The sequence below is a fragment of the Pedococcus sp. genome (genome assembly GCF_036554925.1).
In the GTDB taxonomy this organism is placed as follows: domain Bacteria; phylum Actinomycetota; class Actinomycetes; order Actinomycetales; family Dermatophilaceae; genus Pedococcus_A.
This window is the reverse complement of the sequence record NZ_DATBMI010000008.1, coordinates 1-19,832: the sequence shown is the minus strand read 5'-3', so window position 1 is coordinate 19,832 and position 19,832 is coordinate 1. Positions and strand designations below refer to the sequence as shown.

Below are 19,832 nucleotides of genomic sequence, written 5' to 3'. Positions count from 1 at the left end.
GTTCGACCGGCAGAGCAACGAGTGGAAGGACGGCGAGACGCTGTTCATGCGCTGCTCCGTGTGGCGCGACGCAGCCGAGAACGTCGCCGAGTCCCTGCAGCGCGGCACCCGCGTGATCGTGTCCGGCCGCCTGAAGTCTCGCTCGTACGAGACCAAGGAGGGCGAGAAGCGCACCGTCATCGAGATGGAGGTCGACGAGGTCGGCCCCTCGCTCCGCTACGCGACCGCCAAGGTCAACAAGACCCAGCGCGGTGGTGGCGGCGGCGGCTTCGGCGGCCAGCAGGGCGGCGGCTGGGGCGGCGGGCAGCAGGGCGGCGGCCAGCAGGACGACCCGTGGGCGACCGGTCCTTCCGGTGGCCAGGGCGGCCAGCAGCAGGGCGGCGGCCAGCAGGGCGGCGGCCAGCAGGGCGGCGGCTGGGGCGGCGGAGCGCCGTCCTACGACGAGCCCCCCTTCTGATCTGACGACGACGGCGTGAGGCCCGACCGAGCTGCGGCGAGGGAGGCCCGAGCGCCGAGGAGTCAGGTCGGCCAGGCTCTGTCCGGTCCCGACCGGTTCGGTCCCTTTCGGTGTGCCGCGTGCGCGAGCGGGCGGCACACCCACCAGAAACAGTCACTGAAGTAACCATCCCGAGGCAGAGACCTCGGGCTCTCAACAGAAGGAGAGCACCACGATGGCCAAGCCCGTTGTGCGCAAGCCGAAGAAGAAGGCCAACCCGCTGAAGGCGGCGAAGGTCGAGAACATCGACTACAAGGACACTGCGCTGCTGCGCAAGTTCATCTCCGACCGCGGCAAGATCCGCGCTCGCCGGGTGACCGGTGTGTCCGTCCAGGAGCAGCGGCTCATCGCCACCGCGGTCAAGAACGCCCGCGAGATGGCACTGCTGCCCTACTCCAGCTCGTCCCGCTGATCTGGGTTCTAGGAGGAACTGAGCAATGAAGGTCATCCTGACCCACGAGGTGAGCAACCTCGGCACCGCCGGCGACGTCGTCGACGTCAAGGACGGTTACGCCCGCAACTTCCTGTTCCGCCGTGGCCTGGCCACCGCGTGGACCAAGGGCGGGCAGAAGCAGGTCGACGCGATCGCCAAGGGCCGTGAGGTCCGCGCGGTCAAGACCCTCGAGGAGGCCCAGTCGATCAAGGGCAACCTCGAGGCCAAGACCGTCAAGGTCGAGGCCCACGCCGGTCAGTCCGGCCGTCTCTTCGGCGCGGTGTCGACGGCGGACGTCGCCGCCGCGGTGAAGGCCGCCGGCGGCCCGGAGCTCGACCGCCGCAAGATCGAGATCCGCAACCCGATCAAGACCGTCGGCGCCGCTGAGGCGCTCGTGCGTCTGCACCCCGACGTGCAGGCCACGGTCAAGCTCGACGTCGTCGCCGGCTGACCCAGCCCGCTGACACCGGTGAAGGCCCGGCCCCGCGAGGGGCCGGGCCTTCGTCGTGCCGGGCGGTCGATCGTCAGAGTCGGCGGGCCCAGCTGCCGTGGTCAGCTGCCGTAGAGCGCGCGCACCCCGTTGCCGTCGCTGCTGGTGAAGCTCAGGTCGTCGGAGGTCCCGTTGCACTGCGGGTAGTGCATGATCGAGGCGCTGTCGTAGGGCGTGAGCGGACGCCAGTTGTTGTCCTCGAAGCAGGTGCCGGACTCGGGCCGGGTGTGCTCGTGCCGGAAGCCCAGGGTGTGGCCGAGCTCGTGGCCGAGGATGTTGGTCGGGGTCCACGAGCCGCTGGTCCAGATCGAGTCGTCGACCAACACGTTGCGCGAGCGCTTCGGCGTGCTGGGGAAGAAGGCGCGGGCGATGTACTGCGTGGTCGAGACCGGCTCGACGGAGAACACCACGTTCTTGTTGCGGGTGTTGCAGCTGGCGTCCTGGCTCGGGACGTACACGAAGTTGACCTTGGAGGACGCCGCCTCCCAGAGGCCGGCGCCGCTGGCCATGGCCGAGACGATGCCCGCGTGGTCGGCGCCGAACTTGGTGCTGACGCAGTAGGTGAGGTTGCCGACCTGGGATGAGCTCCACTTGTCGTCGGCGCCCCCGACGGTGTTGACGATGAGCGAGTCGTCGTCGGTGCGGGGCTCCTTCGGGCTGACCATGCGGTCGTAGAAGACCCGCATCCCGCCGTTGCTGCTCTCGACCTCGTCCCCGTTGACGACGTACTGGCCGTCGACGTCGCGGTAGCTGCTGTCGAGGAACTCCTGGAAGGTCGGGGCCTCGCCCGACGCTGAGCCGGCGGGTGCCGCCGCGGCGATCCCGAGCGTGGCGCAGGTGAGGGCAGCGACGCCGGAGACGGCAAGGGTGATGCGGGTGGATGCGCGCTTCATGGATCTCCTCGGGTGACGGGACCGGTGTGTCCCTGTTGGGCTCGCGCCCGGAGCGGAAGTGCGGACCACCTTAGGAACCGGCGGGCAGGGCGACGCTGTTGCGATCCTCTGGAGTGCCCCCGGAAATGGCACTGCCGGGTCAAGAGCCCGCCAGTTTGGTCAAGCGCGGTCAGCGTTCGTCGATCATGACCTCGATGGTGTAGTCCTGCGCCCGGTAGCAGTGGTCGCCGTACTCCACGGCGTTGCCGAGGGCGTCGAACGCGCTGCGCGTCATGGTGAGGACGGGCTCGGACGCGCGCAGGGCCAGGTGCTTGCGCTCAGCTGGGGTCGGGGTCCGCGCGCCGATGCTCTGGTGGGCCACGACCGGCCTGACGCCCCGCTCGCGCAGGAGCGCGTAGAGGCCGTCCTTCTCGAGCTCCTCGCGGGTGATGTCGCTGTAGGTCGGGGGCAGCCAGTTGTGCATGACGGCCAGGGGCAGGTCGCCGGCCTTGCGCAGGCGCACGACTGACAGCAGTGGCGTCTCCGGGGGGAGCCCGAGGGCGACGGCGGCGCGCTCGTCGTGGACGACCTCGTGCGAGAGCACGGTGGTGCTCGGGATCGACGACCCCTCGCGCTTGAGGTCGTCGAACAGGCTCGTCAGCTCGGCCCGCCGGTGGATCTGCCGGTTGGCCACGGTCGTGCCGAGGCCGCGCCGCCGGAGCAGCAGTCCCTGTGACACCAGCTCGTGGATGGCCCGCCGAACCGTGGGACGAGAGAGGCCCAGGCGCTCGGCGAGGGCGATCTCGTTCTCGAAGGGGTCACCCGGCTGGAGGGCGCCGGTCGCGATGGCCCGGCTCAGCTGCTCGGCGAGCTGGTGGTACAGCGGGACGGGGGAGCCGCGGTCGATGCGGACGTCCAGCTGCTTTGCCATGAGCGCAGCGTACCGGCAAGCACCAGTGTTGGATAGAACGTGAGAATGTCAGAACAAAGGGTTGACAGCATGTCCGGCAGAGGGCCACGCTGATGCGCAGACACCAACGCCAGAGGTCCCGGGGCTCGAGCGCCCGTCGGGTGCCCACCCGGACGGGGCAGGGGAAGGCGAACACAACGACGTGATCGGAGCGGCAATGCGGATCGGGCTTGCAGGCGTAGGACGAATCGGCGCCTTCCACGCCGAGACCCTGAGGGGTCTGGACTTCGTGGACGACCTGGTCGTCACCGACGCCAATGCGGACGCCGCCCGCGAGGTCGCCTCACGGCTGGGAGTGCGCTTCGCACCGGACCCGGCCAGCCTGCTCGCCGCCGGTGTCGACGGCTTCGTCATCGCGGCCGCGACCCCCGCCCACGCGCCGCTGCTGAGGCAGGGGGTGGAGGCCGGGGTCCCGACCTTCTGCGAGAAGCCGGTCGCCGCGACGCTGGAGGAGACCATCGAGCTCGCCAAGCTGGCGGCCGGCTCCGAGGTCCCCGTGCACGTCGGCTTCCAGCGCCGCTTCGACTCGGGCTACCAGCGGCTGGCCCGGGCGGTGCAGGGTGGCGAGCTCGGCTTCGTGCACTCTGTCCGCGCCGCGACCCACGACCAGGCGCCCCCGCACGCGTCCTACATCCCGACGAGCGGTGGTCTCTTCCGTGACTGCAGCGTCCACGACTTCGACATCATCCGGTTCGTCACCGGCCGAGAGGTGGTCTCGGTCTACGCCACCGGGGCCAACAGGGGGGAGCCGTTCTTCAGCGAGGCCGGCGACGTCGACACCGCTGCCGCCGTCCTGACGCTGGACGACGACACCCTCGTCGTGGTCACCGCGACTCGCTACAACGGCGGCGGCCACGACGTGCGCCTGGAGGTGCACGGCAGCAGAGGTGCGATGGCGGTCGGCCTCGACGACTCGCTGGCGATGCGCTCCGCCGAGGAGGGCGTGGACTTCCCCAAGGGTCCGCAGCACTGGTCCTTCATGGAGCGGTTCCTGCCCGCCTACCGCGCCGAGCTCACGGCGTTCGCCGAGGTCGCCCGAGGCGACCGGCCCACGCCGTGCACCGTGGAGGACGCCCTCCAGGCGTTCCGCACGGCCGAGGCGTGTGAGCTGTCCCGTCGCGAGGGGCGCGTCGTGCGCCTGGAGGAGATCGAGACCCTGTGAGCACCACGATCACGCCGCTCGAGTCGCGCGTCGCCGGCGCCCCCATCTCGTGGGGGGTGTGTGAGGTCCCCGGCTGGGGGTGGCAGTACGACCCGGAGACGGTCCTCGCCGAGATGTCCGAGGTCGGTCTGGCCGCGACCGAGTTCGGGCCGGACGGTTTTCTCCCCGACGACCCGCAGGCCAAGGCGCAGGTGCTCGCCTCCCAGGGCCTGCTGGCCGTGGGCCAGTTCGTGCCGGTCGTCCTGCACGACGCGGGCCACGACCCGCTGCCCGAGGTCGAGCGCGCCATGGAGGGCCTGGTCGCCGCCCGCGCCTCCACCATCGTGCTCGCGGCCGCCACCGGCCAGGAGGGCTACGACACCCGACCCGTCCTCGACGATGCGGGCTGGGCCACGCTCCTGGGCAACCTCGACCGGATCAGGGGTGCCGCCGCTGCCCGCGGCCTCACGGCGACCCTGCACCCCCACGTCGGCACCATGGTGGAGTCCGGCCAGGAGACCGCCCGCGTGCTCTCGGGGAGCAGCATCGGGCTCTGCCTCGACACCGGCCACCTGCTCATCGGCGGAGGCGACCCGGTGGCCGTCGCCAAGAAGCACCCCGGCCGGGTGGACCACACCCACCTCAAGGACGTCCGACTCGACTGGGCCCGCCGCGTGCAGTCGGGAGAGGTGACCTACACCGAGGCCGTGGCGGGCGGGATGTACGTCCCGCTCGGGGAGGGGGACGTGGACATCGCGGCCATCGTCAACGCCCTCGAGGACGACGGGTATGCCGGGTGGTACGTGCTCGAGCAGGACACCATCCTCACGGGGGACCCGGGGGCGGCTGGCCCGGACGTTGGAGGCGAGCCGGGGACCGCGCCGGTCGAGAACGTGCGGACCAGCCTCTACTACCTGCTCGGCCTGGCCGCGCAGCGTGCCGGCGTGGGGGTCTGAGCATGGGCACGCAGGCAGGCGCCGCGGCATACGACCTGGTGGCGATGGGTCGGACGGGTGTCGACATCTACCCCCTTCAGCACGGGGTGGGGCTCGAGGACGTCTCGACGTTCCAGAAGTTCCTGGGCGGCAGCGCCACGAACGTGGCGGTGGCAGCGGCCCGGTACGGCCGCCGCACCGCGCTGGTCACGCGGACCGGGCGTGACGCCTTCGGCCGCTACGTCCGGGCGGAGGCCGAGCGGCTCGGGGTCGACCCGGCGTTCATCACGCAGGTCGACGGCCCGCCCACCCCGGTCACGTTCTGTGAGGTCTTCCCGCCGGACGACTTCCCGCTGTACTTCTACCGCTACCCGATCGCGCCGGACCTGATGATCGAGGCCGACGAGCTGCCGCGCGAGGCGATCGAGCAGGCCGGGATCTTCTGGGCCACGGTCACCGGCCTGTCGCAGGAACCGAGCCGCAGCGCCCACTTCGCCGCCTGGGAGGCCCGAGGCCGCCGCGAGCACACCATCCTGGACCTCGACTACCGCCCGATGTTCTGGCCCCACCCGGACGAGGCCAGCGCGCAGGTCGGCAAGGCACTCGAGCACGTGACGGTGGCCGTCGGGAACCGCGAGGAGTGCGAGGTCGCCGTCGGGGAGACGGACCCGCAGCGTGCCGCGGACGCCCTCCTCGAGCGCGGCGTCGAGATCGCGATCGTCAAGCAGGGCCCCAAGGGGGTGCTCGCCGCGACCCGTGACGAGCGGGTGGAGGTGCCGCCGTTCCCCGTCGAGGTGGTCAACGGCCTCGGCGCGGGGGACGCGTTCGGGGGGGCCCTGTGCCACGGGCTGCTCAGCGGCTGGGGCCTGCGACGCATCCTCGAGTTCGCCAACGTCGCGGGCGCGATCGTGGCCTCGAGGCTGGAGTGCTCCACCGCCATGCCCACGGCACACGAGGTCGAGCAGCACCTCGCGAGCCGGGAGCCCATTGCCGCCGAGCACGCCACCGCCCGAGCCGCAGAGGAGGCGTGATGACCACCAGCCCGACCGTGTCCGTCGCGGACCTGACCGAGATCCGCGTCCGCGAGCCGCAGCGCATCGCCTCGGCCTGGGCCGCCCGGGCCCGCCGGCCGCTCGTCGGCCCGGACGGCCGCCTGCTCGTCGTGGCCGCCGACCACCCGGCCCGCGGCGCCCTGGGGGTCCGTGACAACGCCGCCGCGATGGCCAGCCGCAGCGACCTGCTGGCCCGGCTCGCCACTGCCGTGTCCCGCCCCGGGGTGGACGGCGTGCTGGGGACGCCCGACATCCTCGACGACCTGCTGCTCCTCGGCGTCCTGGAGGGCAAGGTCGCGATCGGCTCCATGAACCGCGGCGGCCTGCAGGGCTCGGTCTTCGAGCTCGACGACCGGTTCACCGCCTACGGGGCCGGCGACATCGCCGCCGGCGGCCTCGACGGCGGCAAGATGCTGACCCGCATCGCCCTGGGGGACCCCGGCACGGCCGCGACCCTCGAGGCCAGCGCCAAGGCCGTCACCGAGCTCGCCGAGCACGGGCTCATGGCCATGGTCGAGCCGTTCCTCTCCGAGCGGCGCGAGGGCCGTGTGGTCAACCTGCTCGACCCCGACTCGACCATCAAGTCGATCCACATCGCCTCCGGCCTCGGCGCGACCAGCGCGCACACCTGGCTCAAGCTGCCGGTGGTCGAGGACCTGCCGCGCGTCATGGACGCCACCACCCTGCCCACGCTCCTCCTCGGGGGCGACCCGCAGGGTGACCCCCACGACACGTACACCTCCTGGGGTCGGGCCCTGGACCTGCCCGCCGTCCGCGGCCTCGTGGTGGGCCGGGCCCTGCTCTACCCGCCGGACGGTGACGTGGCGGCTGCCGTCGACATCGCCGCCGGGCTGGTCCACGGCGAGGGGGCGGCATGAGCGACAACGCGCGCTGGGTGCGCCCGCTGGGCTCCGCGGCCGGGGACGGCTGGGACGTCGTCATCGACGGGTCGGTCGAGGACTGGGCGCACACCAGCCTGTATGCCGGGCGGCTGGCCGAGGGCGAGAGCCGCGAGATCCCGGCGGGCGAGTGGGAGCACGTGGTGGTCCCGCTGTCGGGTTCGGTCACCGTGGAGTGCGAGGCGGGCAAGGCCGCCCTCGCCGGCCGCCCGTCGGTGTTCGCCGGACCCACCGACGTCGCCTACGTCGCCCGCGACACCGCACTGACCGTGACCGCCACCGGCGGGCCTGCCCGGGTGGCCGTCTGCGGGGCGCGGGCCTCCGCCCGGCACCCCTCGGCGTTCCGCCACGTCGAGGCGGGCGAGGTGCCGGTGGAGCTGCGGGGCGCCGGCATCGCCAGCCGCGAGGTGCGCAACTTCGGCATCCCCGGGGTGCTCGAGGCCGACTCGATCATCGCCTGCGAGGTCATCACCCCCGGCGGCAACTGGAGCTCCTACCCGCCGCACAAGCACGACGAGGAGCGCGAGGGCGTGGAGACCGAGCTCGAGGAGATCTACTACTTCGAGACGCAGGTGGAGGGCGGCCCGGCGCCGGGCCCGGAAGGTTGGGCGAACCTTTCCACCGTGGGCGAAGGTTCGGCCGGCAGGGAAAGGTTGGGCGAACCTTCGGGAGGTGCCCGGCCGGACCCCGTGGGCTACCAGCGGGTCTACGGCACCGACGAGCGACCCATCGACGTGCTGGCCGAGGTCCGCACCGGCGACGTGGTGCTCGTGCCGCACGGCTGGCACGGGCCGGCGATGGCCCCGCCGGGCTACGACCTCTACTACCTCAACGTCATGGCCGGCCCCGGCGCCGAGCGGGCCTGGCTGATCTGCGACGACCCGGCCCACGGCTGGGTCCGCGAGACCTGGACGTCGCAGGACGTCGACCCCCGACTCCCGCTTGGAGGGAACCGATGACGCAGCAGACCGTCCGCCTCACCGTCGCGCAGGCCGTCGTCCGGTTCCTGGCCAACCAGTGGAGCGAGCGCGACGGCCAGCGCCAGAAGCTGTTCGCCGGGTGCTTCGGCATCTTCGGCCACGGCAACGTCGCCGGGCTCGGCCAGGCACTGCTGCAGAACGAGCTCGAGGCCGACGAGGCCGACCGCCTTCCCTACGTGCTCGCGCGCAACGAGCAGGCCATGGTGCACACGTCGGTCGCGTACGCCCGCCAGAAGGACCGGCTCCAGGCCTGGGCCTGCACGGCGTCGGTCGGCCCCGGCTCGACCAACATGCTCACCGGCGCAGCGCTCGCCACGATCAACCGGATCCCCGTGCTGCTGCTGCCGTCCGGCACGTTCGCCACCCGGGTGTCGGGGCCGGTGCTCCAGGAGCTCGAGCAGCCGTATGCCGCGGACGTCACCGTCAACGACGCCTTCCGTCCGCTCTCCAGGTTCTTCGACCGGGTCAACCGGCCGGAGCAGCTGCCCGCCGCCCTGCTGGGCGCGATGCGCGTCCTCACCGACCCGGTCGAGACCGGCGCCTGCACGATCGCCCTGCCGCAGGACGTGCAGGCCGAAGCCTTCGACTGGCCGGTCGAGCTCTTCGCCGAGCGGGTCTGGCGCGTCGCGCGGCCGCTGCCCGAGCAGGTCGACATCTCCGACGCCGCCGCCCTCGCCCGGGCCGCGAAGCGGCCACTCATCGTGGCCGGGGGCGGCGTGCACTACTCCGGGGCGGAGGACGCGCTGCGCGCGCTCTGCGAGCAGACCGGCATACCCGTGGGGGAGAGCCAGGCCGGCAAGGGGTCGCTGCCGCACGGGCACCCGCAGGAGATGGGGGCCATCGGCTCGACCGGCACCACCGCGGCGAACGCCCTCGCCGCCGAGGCGGACCTCGTCATCGGGGTGGGCACCCGCTGGAGCGACTTCACGACCGCCTCGCGGACCGCGTTCCAGGACGAGGGCGTGCGGTTCGTCAACATCAACATCGCGCGCTTCGACGCCGGGAAGCACGCCGGCCTGTCCGTCGTCGCCGACGCCCGTGAGGCCCTCACCGCGCTCGCCACGGCACTGGAGGGGTATGCCGTGGCGCCCGCCCACCGCGACCGGCAGGCCGCGCTGTGGGCGGAGTGGGACGCGCAGGTGGAGGCCGCCTACCACCCGCCGGCCGACGTCACGGACGCGCTCGCGGAGGGCCTGCTGACCCAGGGCGAGGTGCTCGGCGCGGTCAACGAGCTCACGGACCCGCGCGACGTGGTGTTGTGCGCTGCGGGGTCGATGCCGGGAGACCTGCACAAGCTCTGGCGGGTGCGCGACCGGAAGGCGTACCACGTCGAGTACGGCTACTCCTGCATGGGCTACGAGGTGCCGGCGTCCATCGGCATCCGGCTGGCCGACGAGACCCGGGACGTGTTCGCGATGGTCGGCGACGGCGGCTGGCTCATGATGCCGACCGAGCTGGTCACGGCGGTGCAGGAGCGCGTGAAGGTCGTCGTGGTCCTCGTGCAGAACCACGGGTTCCACTCCATCGGCTCGCTCTCGGAGTCGCTCGGCTCGCAGCGGTTCGGCACGAGGTACCGCTACCGCGACGCCTCGAGCGGACGGCTGGAGGGCGAGAAGCTGCCGGTCGACCTCGCCGCCAACGCCCGCAGCCTGGGTGCCCACGTCATCGAGGTGCACTCGTCCGACGAGCTGGCACAGGCCATCAAGGAGGCCAAGGCCTGGCCGTCCGACGGAGGCCCCGTCGTCATCCACGTCGAGACCGACCCCACGGTCTACGCGCCCGACAGCAACGCCTGGTGGGACGTGCCGGTCAGCTCGGTCTCCGAGCTCGACAGCACGCGTGCCGCCTACACGGCGTACACCGAGCACAAGTCGCGCCAGCGTCCGCTGCTGGCACCCCCTGCGAGGGCCACGCCATGACCCGCGCCGTGAAGCTGGGCAGCGCACCCGACTCGTGGGGCGTCTGGTTCCCCGACGACCCACAGCAGGTGCCGTGGCAGCGGTTCCTCGACGAGGTGGCCGCCGCCGGGTACACCCGCATCGAGCTCGGCCCCCACGGCTACCTGCCGACCGACCCCTCGCGGCTGAAGGAGGAGCTCGACCAGCGCGGCCTGGAGATGACCGCCGGCACGATCTTCGAGCACCTCCACCGCCCCGACTCGTGGGACTCGACCTGGCAGGACGTCTCGGCCGCCGCCTCGCTGACCGCGGCGATGGGCGCCAAGCACCTCGTGGTCATCCCCGACTTCTGGCGCGACCCCGCGACCGGTGACCTCATCGAGGAGCCGCAGCTCACGGACGAGCAGTGGACGCCGTACGCCCGCAACATCGACCGGCTCGCCCGGCAGATCCGCGAGGAGTACGGCCTGCAGTTCCAGTTCCACCCGCACGCGGACACGCACGTCGACACCCATGAGAACGTCGAGCGCTTCCTCGCGGCGACCGACCCGTCGCTGGTCAGCCTGTGCCTCGACACCGGGCACATCTCCTACTGCGGCGGCGACAACCTGAAGCTGATCCGGGACCACCCGGACCGCATCGGCTACGTACACCTCAAGCAGGTCGACCCTGCCGTCGTCGACAGGGCCCACGCCGAGGGCATCGGCTTCGGCGAGGCCGTGCGGAGGGGCGCGATGTGCGAGCCGCCGCTCGGCATCCCGGAGATGCCACCCATCCTCGACGCCCTCTCGGCGCTCGACACCGAGCTGTTCGCCATCGTCGAGCAGGACATGTACCCCTGCCCGCCCGACCAGCCCCTCCCCATCGCCCAGCGCACCTACGACTACCTCACGACGTGCGGCGGAGGCCGACTCGTCTGACCCACCCCGCGGCAGGACCCGCCGCACCCCTTACCCCGTCTCGAAGAGGAGGCGGGACCGTGAAAGGCAGGACCGACGATGATCCGATCCACCCGTTCCCACGCAGCTGTCGTCGCCCTGGGAGCGACCTCGGTGCTCGCCCTGGCGGCCTGCTCCTCCAGCGGGGGGAAGCAGGAGACCGAGGGCGGAGGCGCCCAGGGCGCCAAGGCCACGACCATGACGGTGGCCATGATCACCCACCAGGCCCCCGGCGACACGTTCTGGGACATCATCCGCAAGGGTGCCGAGGCCGCGTCGGCGAACGACGGCGTCAAGCTCGAGTACACCAACGACCCCGACGCGACCAAGCAGGCGCAGCTCATCCAGGCCGCCATCGACAAGAAGGTCGACGGGATCGCGGTGACGAGCCCCAACACGGGAGCCCTCGGCGGCGCCATCAAGAACGCGGTCGCGGCGGGCATCCCCGTCACGATGTTCAACGCGGGCGAGGCGGACTTCGCGAGCCTGGGGGCCATCGGCTACTTCGGCCAGGGTGAGAAGCCGGCGGGCGTGGCCGTCGGGGAGCGGGTCACCAAGGACGGCGGCAAGAACATCCTCTGCGTCATCCAGGAGCAGGGTCAGCAGCAGCTCGAGGACCGCTGCGCGGGCGTCCTGCAGGGTGCCGGCGGAGCGAAGGTCGAGCGGCTGTACGTCAACGGTCGCGACGACGCCGCCGTCACGACGTCGATCCAGGCCAAGCTGACCCAGGACAAGAGTGTCGACTGGGTCGTCACCCTCGGCGCGCAGTTCGCGCTCGACGCTGTGAAGTCTGTCGCCGGCGCCGGCAGCTCGGCCAAGATCGGCACCTTCGACACCAACAAGGAGCTGGTCGCCGCCGTCAAGGACGGCAAGGTCGCCTGGGCCATCGACCAGCAGCCCTACCTGCAGGGCTACCTGGCGGTCGACGCGCTGTGGCTCTACAAGACCAACGGCAACGTGATCGGCGGAGGCAGCGCCGTCGCGACCGGGCCGGCCTTCATCGACTCCACGAACATCGCGCAGGTCGAGCAGTTCGCTGCGAAGGGCACCCGGTGACCTGACATGGCAACCATGACCACAACGGCGACCAGCGACGACCGGGTCCGCACCCGTTCGCCCCTGGCCACGCTGTTCGGGATGCCGGCGGTCGGCGCCCTCATCGGCGCCGTGGCCGTCGCCCTGCTCTTCCTCGTGACGGCACCCGCCTTCCGCAACGTCGAGAACATCGGCACGATCCTCTACAACGCCTCGACCATCGGCATCATGGCCGTCTTCGTGGGCCTGCTGATGATCGGCGGCGAGTTCGACCTCTCGGCAGGCGTGGCGGTGACCGCCTCAGGCCTCGCCGCTGCCCACACGGCGTGGAACTTCGGCCTGAACGTCTGGGTCGGGGTGCTCCTGGCGCTGGTGTTCTCGCTGAGCATCGGAGCCTTCAACGGGTGGTTGCTGCACAAGACGGGCCTGCCGAGCTTCCTCGTCACGCTCGGCACGTTCTTCGTGCTCCAGGGCGTCAACCTCGCCGTGACCCGCATCGTCACCGGCGGCGTCTCCTCCAACACCATCACCGACATGGACGGGTGGGCGAGCGCCCAGGCGGTCTTCGCCTCGAGCTTCGACATCGGCCCGGTCTCCATCAAGATCCCGGTCCTCTACTGGATCCTGCTCACGGCGCTGCTCTCGTGGCTGCTGCTGCGGACCCGCGTCGGCAACTGGATCTTCGCGGTCGGCGGCGACGCGGCCGCGGCCCGTGCCGTCGGTGTGCCGGTCGTGGCCACGAAGGTCGGCCTGTTCATGGGCGTCGGCTTCGGGGCGTGGCTGCTCGGGATGCACCTGCTCTTCGAGTACAACAACGTGCAGTCCGGGCAGGGCGTCGGCAACGAGTTCATCTACATCATCGCGGCCGTCATCGGCGGCTGCCTGCTCACCGGCGGCTACGGCTCGATCGTCGGTGCGGCTATCGGTGCGCTGATCTACGGCATGACCCAGCTCGGCATCTCCTACGCCGGCTGGGACGTCGACTGGCTCAAGACCTTCCTCGGCATCATGCTCATCGGCGCGACCCTCGTGAACATGTACGTCAAGAAGAAGGCGGACGCGCGATGAGCACCACCACTGCCGAGGCTCGCACCGAGCGCCCGGACAGCCCGAACACCGGCATCCTCGAGATGGTCGACGTCGGCAAGAGCTATGGCAACGTCAACGCCCTGCGAGGGGTCTCCCTCGACGTCCGGCAGGGGGAGGTCACGTGCGTCCTGGGTGACAACGGCGCGGGCAAGTCCACCCTGATCAAGATCATGGCGGGCCTGCACGACTACACCGAGGGCCAGATGAAGGTCAACGGGATCCAGCGCAACTTCGCGTCTCCACGGGCCGCCCAGGCGTCCGGCATCGCCACGGTCTACCAGGACCTCGCGCTGGCCCCGCTGATGTCGGTGTGGCGCAACTTCTTCCTGGGCAACGAGATGTACAAGGGCCCCTTCCGGAACCTCGACATCGACTCCATGAAGAGGATCTGCGACGAGGAGCTCACCAAGATGGGCATCGTCATCCCCGACCTCGAACGCCCCGTCGGAAGCCTGTCCGGTGGGCAGCGCCAGTGCATCGCGATCGCGCGGGCGATCTACTTCGGCGCGAAGGTGATCATCCTCGACGAGCCCACGGCGGCGCTCGGCGTCAAGCAGTCCGGCGTGGTGCTGAAGTACATCGTCAAGGCGCGTGACGCGGGCCTCGGCGTCGTCTTCATCACCCACAACCCGCACCACGCCTACCTCGTCGGCAACCACTTCGTCATCCTCAAGCTCGGCCGGGTCGTCCTCGACGCCCACCGGGACGAGCTCACCCTGGAGCAGCTCACCGGGGAGATGGCGGGCGGCGACGAGCTCGCCGAGCTCAGCCACGAGCTGCGCGGCATCGACCCGGGCAAGGTCGCGGCCCCGCACGAGGTCAGGCACGGTGCCCTCGACCCCGGCCTCACCAAGGACGAGGTGGCCGAAGTCCAGAGCGAGTTCACGGAGGCTCCCCCCGGCAACCCCACGGACAACCCCGGCGAGGAGAGGTAGATGTCAGTGCAGGACCTGAGGATCGGCGTGATCGGCGTCGGCATGATGGGCGCCGACCACGCCGAGCGGGTGGTGAACCGCGTCGCCGGGGCCCGCCTGGTCGCGGTCGCCGACCCCGACACGGCCCGCGCCGACCAGCTCGCCGCCTCCTTCGACGGGGTGCGCAGCATCGGTGACCCGCTGGCCCTCGTCGCCGACCCCGAGGTGGACGCCGTCATCATCGCCTCCCCGGGCTTCGTCCACGAGGAGCAGGTGCTCGCCTGCCTCGAGCACGGCAAGTACGCCCTGTGCGAGAAGCCGCTGACGATGGACAGCGAGTCGTCGCTGCGCCTGGTCGAGGCCGAGGCGAAGGGCGGCCGCCCGCTGGTCCAGGTCGGGTTCATGCGCCGCTTCGACCCGGAGTACGCGCAGCTGAAGGCCATGCTCGACAGCGGGCAGTTCGGCCGCACGCTGCTGCTGCACAACACCCACCGCAACGCCACCGTCCCGGACACGTTCCGCTCGGAGATGATCGTGCGCGACTCGCTCGTGCACGAGGTCGACGTCGCGCGGTTCGTCTTCGGGGAGGAGATCGTCGAGATCACCGTGCTGGCGGGCACCCCGACGGGGGTGGCCGCCGAGGGTGTCCTCGACCCGCAGGTCTCGCTGTTCCGGATGGCCGGGGGTGGCCTGGTGACCTCGGAGGTCTTCGTCAACTGCCGGGTCGGCTACGAGGTCCGCTGTGAGGCCGTGGCCGAGCGTGGCACCGTCGTCGCGGGGCAGAACTCCACCGGGATCTACAGCACCGTTGCCGACGAGCGCGGCGGGTACTGGGGCGGCCAGGTGCCACCGGACTTCCGGGTCCGCTTCGCCCGCGCCTACGACCTCGAGGTCCAGGCCTGGGTCGACGCCTCCCGCCGTGGCGAGGTCGTCGGGCCCACCAGCTGGGACGGGTATGCCGCAACGGCCGTGTGCACGGCGGGCATGGAGTCGCTCGCCACCGGGCTGCCGGTCAAGGTCGACCTCGCGGACCGCGCCACGGTGCTGGGTGGAGCAGCCAGATGAAGCTCGCCCTCGACCCGTACATGTTCCGGCACGTGCCGCTGCTCGAGCTGCCCGCGCTCGTCGCCGAGCTCGGCTACGAGTGGATCGAGCTCTCGCCCCGCGAGGACTTCACGCCCTTCTTCAACCACCCCCGGGTCGACGACACCAGGGTCGAGGAGCTCAGGAAGGCCCTGCGCATCGCCGGTGTCGGCATCTCGTCGGTCCTGCCGCTCTACAGGTGGTCCGGTCCCGACGAGGAGGACCGCCAGGCCGCGGTCCGCTACTGGAAGCGGGCGATCCAGGTCACCGCGGACCTCGGCGTGGACACGATGAACTCCGAGTTCAACGGCAACCCCCGCGAGGCGGCCGTCTGCGAGCGGCAGTTCTGGCGCTCGATGGAGGAGCTGCTCCCCGTCTTCGAGAAGGAGGGCATCCGCCTCGTGCTCGAGCCCCACCCGGACGACTGGGAGGAGGACGGGAAGCGCGCCGTCGACCTCATCCGCGGGATCAACTCACCCAACGTCTCGTTCCTCTACTGCGCTCCGCACACCTTCCACCAGGGCAACGACTGCACCGGGATCATGCAGAAGGCCGGCGACCTGCTGACGATGGTGCACGTCGCAGACTCCTTCAACCACAAGGGATCCAGCGGCCTTCGCTACATCGTCAACCCGCCCGGCTCACAGGTCACCGTGCACCAGCACCTCGACATCGGCCAGGGCGAGGTCGACTTCGACGAGTTCTTCGCCTCCCTCGAGGCCGTCGGCTTCGACGGCGTCGTCACCACGTGTGTCTTCGCGTGGGAGGAGCGGGCGCGCGAGTCCAGCACGTTCATGCGCGACACCATCCGCGCCTACCTCGCCAAGTGGGCCAACCAGCCCACCTTCGAGTCCCCCTAGACCACGCACCCGCGGCCGGCGACGAGCCGGCCACGCGGCATACAGACCGAACCCACCGCAGCACGAAGGAAAACACGCCATGAGCACCCCCACCCGCATCACCCACCTCATCGCCGGCGAGGCCTGGTCGGGCACCGCCGAGCGGACCAGCGAGGTCTTCAACCCGGCGACCGGTGAGGTCACCGGGGTCCTCGACCTCGCGTCGACCGACCTCGTGGGCGAGGTCGTGGCCACGGCGAGGCAGGCCTGGGAGGGCTGGGCCGACACGTCGCTGGCCAAGCGCACCCAGGTGCTGTTCACGTTCCGCGAGCTGCTGGAGAGGAACAAGAAGGAGATCGCGGCGCTCATCACCGCCGAGCACGGCAAGGTGCTCGACGACGCCCTCGGCGAGGTCACCCGCGGCCTCGAGGTCGCCGAGTTCGCCTGCGGCATCCCGCACCTGCTCCGCGGCGGGTTCAGCGAGAACGCCTCGACCAACGTCGACGTCTACTCGATGCGCCAGCCGCTCGGCGTCGTTGCGGTCATCTCGCCGTTCAACTTCCCGGCCATGGTGCCGATGTGGTTCATCCCCATCGCGATCGCGTGCGGCAACGCGGTGGTGCTCAAGCCCAGCGAGAAGGACCCCTCGGCGGCGATCGCCATTGCGAAGCTGTGGTCGGAGGCGGGGCTGCCGGCCGGCGTCATGAACGTCGTCAACGGTGACAAGGAAGCCGTCGACGCCCTGCTCACCCACCCGGACATCAAGGCGGTGTCCTTCGTCGGCTCGACCCCGATCGCGCACTACGTGTACGACACGGGAACCGCGCACGGCAAGCGGGTCCAGGCCCTCGGCGGCGCCAAGAACCACATGCTCGTGCTGCCCGACGCCGATCTCGACCTCGCGGCCGACGCCGCGGTCAACTCGGGCTTCGGCTCCGCCGGCGAGCGGTGCATGGCGATCTCGGCCCTGGTCGCCGTCGAGCCGATCGCCGACGAGCTCGTCGAGAAGATCAAGGACCGCATGGGCAAGCTGCGCACCGGCGACGGCACCAAGGGCTGCGACATGGGCCCGCTCGTCACCAGGGCCCACCGCGACAAGGTTGCCGGCTACGTCGACGCGGGCCTCGAGCAGGGCGCGACCCTGGTCGTCGACGGCCGCGACGACGAGTTCGACGGCGGCGCGGACGGCTTCTTCCTCGGCCCCACGCTGTTCGACAACGTCGGCAGGGACATGACGATCTACCAGGACGAGATCTTCGGCCCGGTGCTGTCGGTCGTGCGGGTGCAGTCCTATGACGAGGGGCTCGAGCTCATCAACGCCAACCCCTACGGCAACGGCACCGCCATCTTCACCAACGACGGCGGCGCGGCCCGGCGCTTCCAGCGGCAGGTCGAGGTCGGCATGGTCGGCGTCAACGTGCCGATCCCGGTGCCGGTGTCGTACTACTCGTTCGGCGGCTGGAAGAACAGCCTCTTCGGCGACACCCACGCCCACGGCATGGAGGGCGTGCACTTCTTCACGCGCGGCAAGGTCGTCACCTCGCGCTGGCTCGACCCCAGCCACGGCGGCCTCAACCTCGGCTTCCCGCAGAACACCTGAGGCCGGCGGCGGATGGCACTGCCACGCAGCCTCCCCACGCCGCGCACCCCCGACCCGATGGACGCCCCACCCCTGCGGTGGGGCGTCGTCGGCACGGGGTGGATCGCCGACCGTTTCGCCGCCGCGCTCCGCGCGAGCACGCGCCAGCAGGTGTATGCCGTGGGGTCCCGTTCCCGGGAGGGCGCGGACCGGTTCGCGGCCCGGGTGGGTGCGCCCACGGCATACGGCTCGTACGAGGCGCTGGTCGCGGACCCGGCCGTGGACGTGGTCTACGTCGCCACGCCGCACAACCACCACCACCCGCACGCCAGGCTGGCGCTGCAGGCGGGAAAGGCCGTGGTGGTCGAGAAGCCCATGGGGCTGAGCGCGGCGCAGTGCCGCGACCTCCATGGGCTGGCGCAGGAGCGCGGACTGTTCCTCATGGAGGCGATGTGGTCGCTGTTCCTGCCGAAGTTCGACGTCGTCCGCCAGCTGCTCGCCGACGGAGCGCTCGGCGACGTGCACGCGGTGCTGGCCGACCTGGGCGAGCACTTCGGGCCCGACCACCGCATCTGGCGCGCCGACCTGGCCGGGGGCCCGCTGATGGACCTCGGCACCTACCCGCTGACGATGGCCACGTGGGTCCTGGGCGCGCCGAGCCAGGTCAGCGCCGTCGGGACGTTCGCTGCCGACGGGCTGAACGTGCAGGCGGGGATCACCCTCCGCACGGCCCGGGACCAGCTGGCGGTGCTGCACACGACCCAGCTCGGGAACACCCCCACGACGGCGACCATCCAGGGGTCGAGGGCGACGCTCGAGCTCGCCGGGCCCTTCTGCCAGCCGGGCGACCTCACGCTGCGCGGGACCGACGGCGCCGTGCTGTGCTGGGAGGAGGAGGCCGTCGGCCATGCCGCGCTGCACTTCCAGGCGGCGGAGGTGGCGCGCCGGGTCGCGCACGGCGAGACGGGGTCGCCGCTGCGCCCCCTCGCCGACACGGTCACCACGATGGCCGTCATGGACGAGGTGCGCCGGCAGCTCGGCATCGTCCACGCCGAGGAGCGCTGACAGCGGTCGAGCGTGAGCGCTCAGGCGGAGGTCGACGGGCGGGGCTCGAACCCGGCCGCCCGGTAGGCGGCGTCGACGAGCTCGGCCTGCGGCACGGCATCCGACACGTCGTAGGGCAGCGGCGCCAGGCCGCGCACCGCGGCGGCGAACGCCTCGAGCTGGTAGGTGTAGCTCGACCGGTGCCCGAGGTGCTCGACCGTCTCCGTGCCGTCGGCCGTGCGCAGCAGGAGGCTGTCGTCCTCGTGCGGGCGGGGGAAGTCGGGCACGTGCAGGACGCCCTCCGTACCGGTGACGGTGAGGTGGAAGTCCCACACCCCGGGTGCGCTCATGTGGGAGCCGGCGCTGCCCGTCACGCCCGAGGGGAAGACGAGCTCGACGGCCAGCGCCTCGTCGACTCCCGGTCGCCCGGCCCGCGCGCGGCCGGAGCCGCCCACGACGGACGGCTCGCCACCCAGGAACCGGTTCCCCAGCTGGCGCGCGCAGTGCAGGGCGTAGCAGCCGAGGTCCATCGTCGACCCGCCGGCCAGCTCCAGCGACCAGCGCGGGTCGTCGTCGGCAGGGGCGGGCATGCGCAGCAGGGTCTCGACGTGCCGCACCTCGCCGACGGCCCCGCCGCCGACGAGCTGGCAGACCCGCTGGAAGAGCGGGTGGAACGGGTAGTGGAAGGCCTCGAGCACCACGACCCCGGCGTCCTGCGCGGCCCCGGCGACACGGCGGGCCTCGACGGCGTTGGCGGCGAACGGCTTCTCCGCCAGCACGTGCTTGCCCGCCTCGATGGCCCGCAGGTTCCAGCGGCCGTGCAGGCCGTTGGCCAGCGGGTTGTAGACCACTTCGACGTCGGGGTCGGCGAGCAGGTCGTCGTACGTGTCGTGCACCCGCTCGACCCCGTGCTGCTCGGCGAACGCCTTGGCTCGCTCGGTGTCGCGCGCGGCCACGGCCACGAGGCGGTGCCCCGTGGCCGCGGCCGGCTTCACGATGCTGAGCTCGGCGATGCGGGCCGCGCCGAGGATGCCGATGCGAATCATGTTCCGAGTCTCGCATGAGTACGCGTCGTGCGGCACACTGTCGTCCTTGTTGGTGAGACCGGGAGCACAAGTGATCAGAGCGGCATTGATCGGCGCCAC

The 19,832-nt window shown here is 71.3% G+C and carries 20 protein-coding genes; 17 read left to right on the top strand and 3 right to left on the bottom strand.

Annotation, left to right across the window (positions count from 1 at the left end):
- The 3 genes from ssb to rplI form a co-directional block, all read left to right on the top strand.
- Positions 1-457 (top strand): single-stranded DNA-binding protein (gene ssb / locus VIB11_RS00680; protein WP_332027367.1); only part of this gene is annotated, 457 nt, incomplete at its 5' end.
- Positions 458-671: 214 nt separating this feature from the next.
- Positions 672-908 (top strand): 30S ribosomal protein S18, encoded by a 237-nt coding sequence (gene rpsR / locus VIB11_RS00675; protein ID WP_056884210.1) that lies wholly within the window; start codon positions 672-674, stop codon positions 906-908.
- A gap of 25 nt (positions 909-933) precedes the next feature.
- The gene (gene rplI, locus VIB11_RS00670; RefSeq protein WP_332027361.1) at positions 934-1,380 is read left to right on the top strand and encodes a 50S ribosomal protein L9; all 447 of its coding nucleotides are present in this window, start codon (positions 934-936) and stop codon (positions 1,378-1,380) included.
- Positions 1,381-1,481: 101 nt separating this feature from the next.
- Here the strand turns inward: rplI and VIB11_RS00665 are convergent, their stop codons facing one another.
- Together VIB11_RS00665 and VIB11_RS00660 are read right to left on the bottom strand one after the other, a co-directional pair.
- A complete protein-coding gene (locus VIB11_RS00665) occupies positions 1,482-2,312 on the bottom strand; it encodes a M57 family metalloprotease (protein ID WP_332027359.1) in 831 nt (276 codons plus the stop codon).
- A 169-nt stretch (positions 2,313-2,481) separates the two neighbouring features.
- Positions 2,482-3,222 (bottom strand): GntR family transcriptional regulator, encoded by a 741-nt coding sequence (locus VIB11_RS00660; protein ID WP_332027357.1) that lies wholly within the window; start codon positions 3,220-3,222, stop codon positions 2,482-2,484.
- A gap of 196 nt (positions 3,223-3,418) precedes the next feature.
- Between VIB11_RS00660 and VIB11_RS00655 the strand changes: the two genes are divergently transcribed.
- The 14 genes from VIB11_RS00655 (at position 3,419) to VIB11_RS00590 (ending at position 18,708) form a co-directional block, all read left to right on the top strand.
- The gene (locus VIB11_RS00655) at positions 3,419-4,423 is read left to right on the top strand and encodes a Gfo/Idh/MocA family protein (protein WP_332027355.1); all 1,005 of its coding nucleotides are present in this window, start codon (positions 3,419-3,421) and stop codon (positions 4,421-4,423) included.
- Positions 4,420-5,358, top strand: a complete 939-nt coding sequence (locus VIB11_RS00650) for a sugar phosphate isomerase/epimerase (protein ID WP_332027353.1) — start codon at positions 4,420-4,422, stop codon at positions 5,356-5,358. The genes VIB11_RS00655 and VIB11_RS00650 overlap by 4 nt, the downstream gene beginning before the upstream one ends.
- 2 nt (positions 5,359-5,360) lie before the next feature.
- A complete protein-coding gene (iolC, locus tag VIB11_RS00645; RefSeq protein ID WP_332027351.1) occupies positions 5,361-6,368 on the top strand; it encodes a 5-dehydro-2-deoxygluconokinase in 1,008 nt (335 codons plus the stop codon).
- Positions 6,368-7,267, top strand: a complete 900-nt coding sequence (locus VIB11_RS00640; RefSeq protein WP_332027349.1) for a Cgl0159 family (beta/alpha)8-fold protein — start codon at positions 6,368-6,370, stop codon at positions 7,265-7,267. Before iolC ends, VIB11_RS00640 begins: the two co-directional genes overlap by 1 nt.
- On the top strand, positions 7,264-8,247 hold the full coding sequence (locus VIB11_RS00635) for a 5-deoxy-glucuronate isomerase (protein ID WP_332027347.1): 984 nt from the start codon (positions 7,264-7,266) through the stop codon (positions 8,245-8,247). The genes VIB11_RS00640 and VIB11_RS00635 overlap by 4 nt, the downstream gene beginning before the upstream one ends.
- Entirely contained in the window at positions 8,244-10,187 is a 1,944-nt protein-coding gene (iolD, locus tag VIB11_RS00630; RefSeq protein ID WP_332027345.1) for a 3D-(3,5/4)-trihydroxycyclohexane-1,2-dione acylhydrolase (decyclizing), read from the top strand. The genes VIB11_RS00635 and iolD overlap by 4 nt, the downstream gene beginning before the upstream one ends.
- A complete protein-coding gene (locus VIB11_RS00625) occupies positions 10,184-11,086 on the top strand; it encodes a TIM barrel protein (protein WP_332027344.1) in 903 nt (300 codons plus the stop codon). Before iolD ends, VIB11_RS00625 begins: the two co-directional genes overlap by 4 nt.
- Before the next feature lie 78 nt (positions 11,087-11,164).
- Positions 11,165-12,160 (top strand): substrate-binding domain-containing protein, encoded by a 996-nt coding sequence (locus VIB11_RS00620; RefSeq protein WP_332027342.1) that lies wholly within the window; start codon positions 11,165-11,167, stop codon positions 12,158-12,160.
- A gap of 6 nt (positions 12,161-12,166) precedes the next feature.
- A complete protein-coding gene (locus tag VIB11_RS00615) occupies positions 12,167-13,207 on the top strand; it encodes an ABC transporter permease (protein ID WP_414695721.1) in 1,041 nt (346 codons plus the stop codon).
- Complete coding sequence (locus VIB11_RS00610; protein ID WP_332027338.1) at positions 13,204-14,163, top strand: ATP-binding cassette domain-containing protein; 960 nt, start codon at positions 13,204-13,206, stop codon at positions 14,161-14,163. Before VIB11_RS00615 ends, VIB11_RS00610 begins: the two co-directional genes overlap by 4 nt.
- A complete protein-coding gene (locus VIB11_RS00605) occupies positions 14,164-15,207 on the top strand; it encodes a Gfo/Idh/MocA family oxidoreductase (RefSeq protein WP_332027336.1) in 1,044 nt (347 codons plus the stop codon). It begins immediately after the preceding gene.
- Positions 15,204-16,085 carry a sugar phosphate isomerase/epimerase gene (locus VIB11_RS00600; protein WP_332027334.1) on the top strand — a complete coding sequence of 294 codons (882 nt, stop codon included), beginning with the start codon at positions 15,204-15,206 and terminating at the stop codon, positions 16,083-16,085. Before VIB11_RS00605 ends, VIB11_RS00600 begins: the two co-directional genes overlap by 4 nt.
- Positions 16,086-16,164: 79 nt before the next feature.
- Positions 16,165-17,664 (top strand): CoA-acylating methylmalonate-semialdehyde dehydrogenase, encoded by a 1,500-nt coding sequence (locus tag VIB11_RS00595; RefSeq protein WP_332027332.1) that lies wholly within the window; start codon positions 16,165-16,167, stop codon positions 17,662-17,664.
- A 57-nt stretch (positions 17,665-17,721) separates the two neighbouring features.
- Positions 17,722-18,708 (top strand): Gfo/Idh/MocA family oxidoreductase, encoded by a 987-nt coding sequence (locus VIB11_RS00590; RefSeq protein ID WP_332027331.1) that lies wholly within the window; start codon positions 17,722-17,724, stop codon positions 18,706-18,708.
- Between the two features lie 20 nt (positions 18,709-18,728).
- Here the strand turns inward: VIB11_RS00590 and VIB11_RS00585 are convergent, their stop codons facing one another.
- Positions 18,729-19,733 (bottom strand): Gfo/Idh/MocA family oxidoreductase, encoded by a 1,005-nt coding sequence (locus VIB11_RS00585; protein WP_332027328.1) that lies wholly within the window; start codon positions 19,731-19,733, stop codon positions 18,729-18,731.
- Positions 19,734-19,832: the final 99 nt, after the last annotated feature.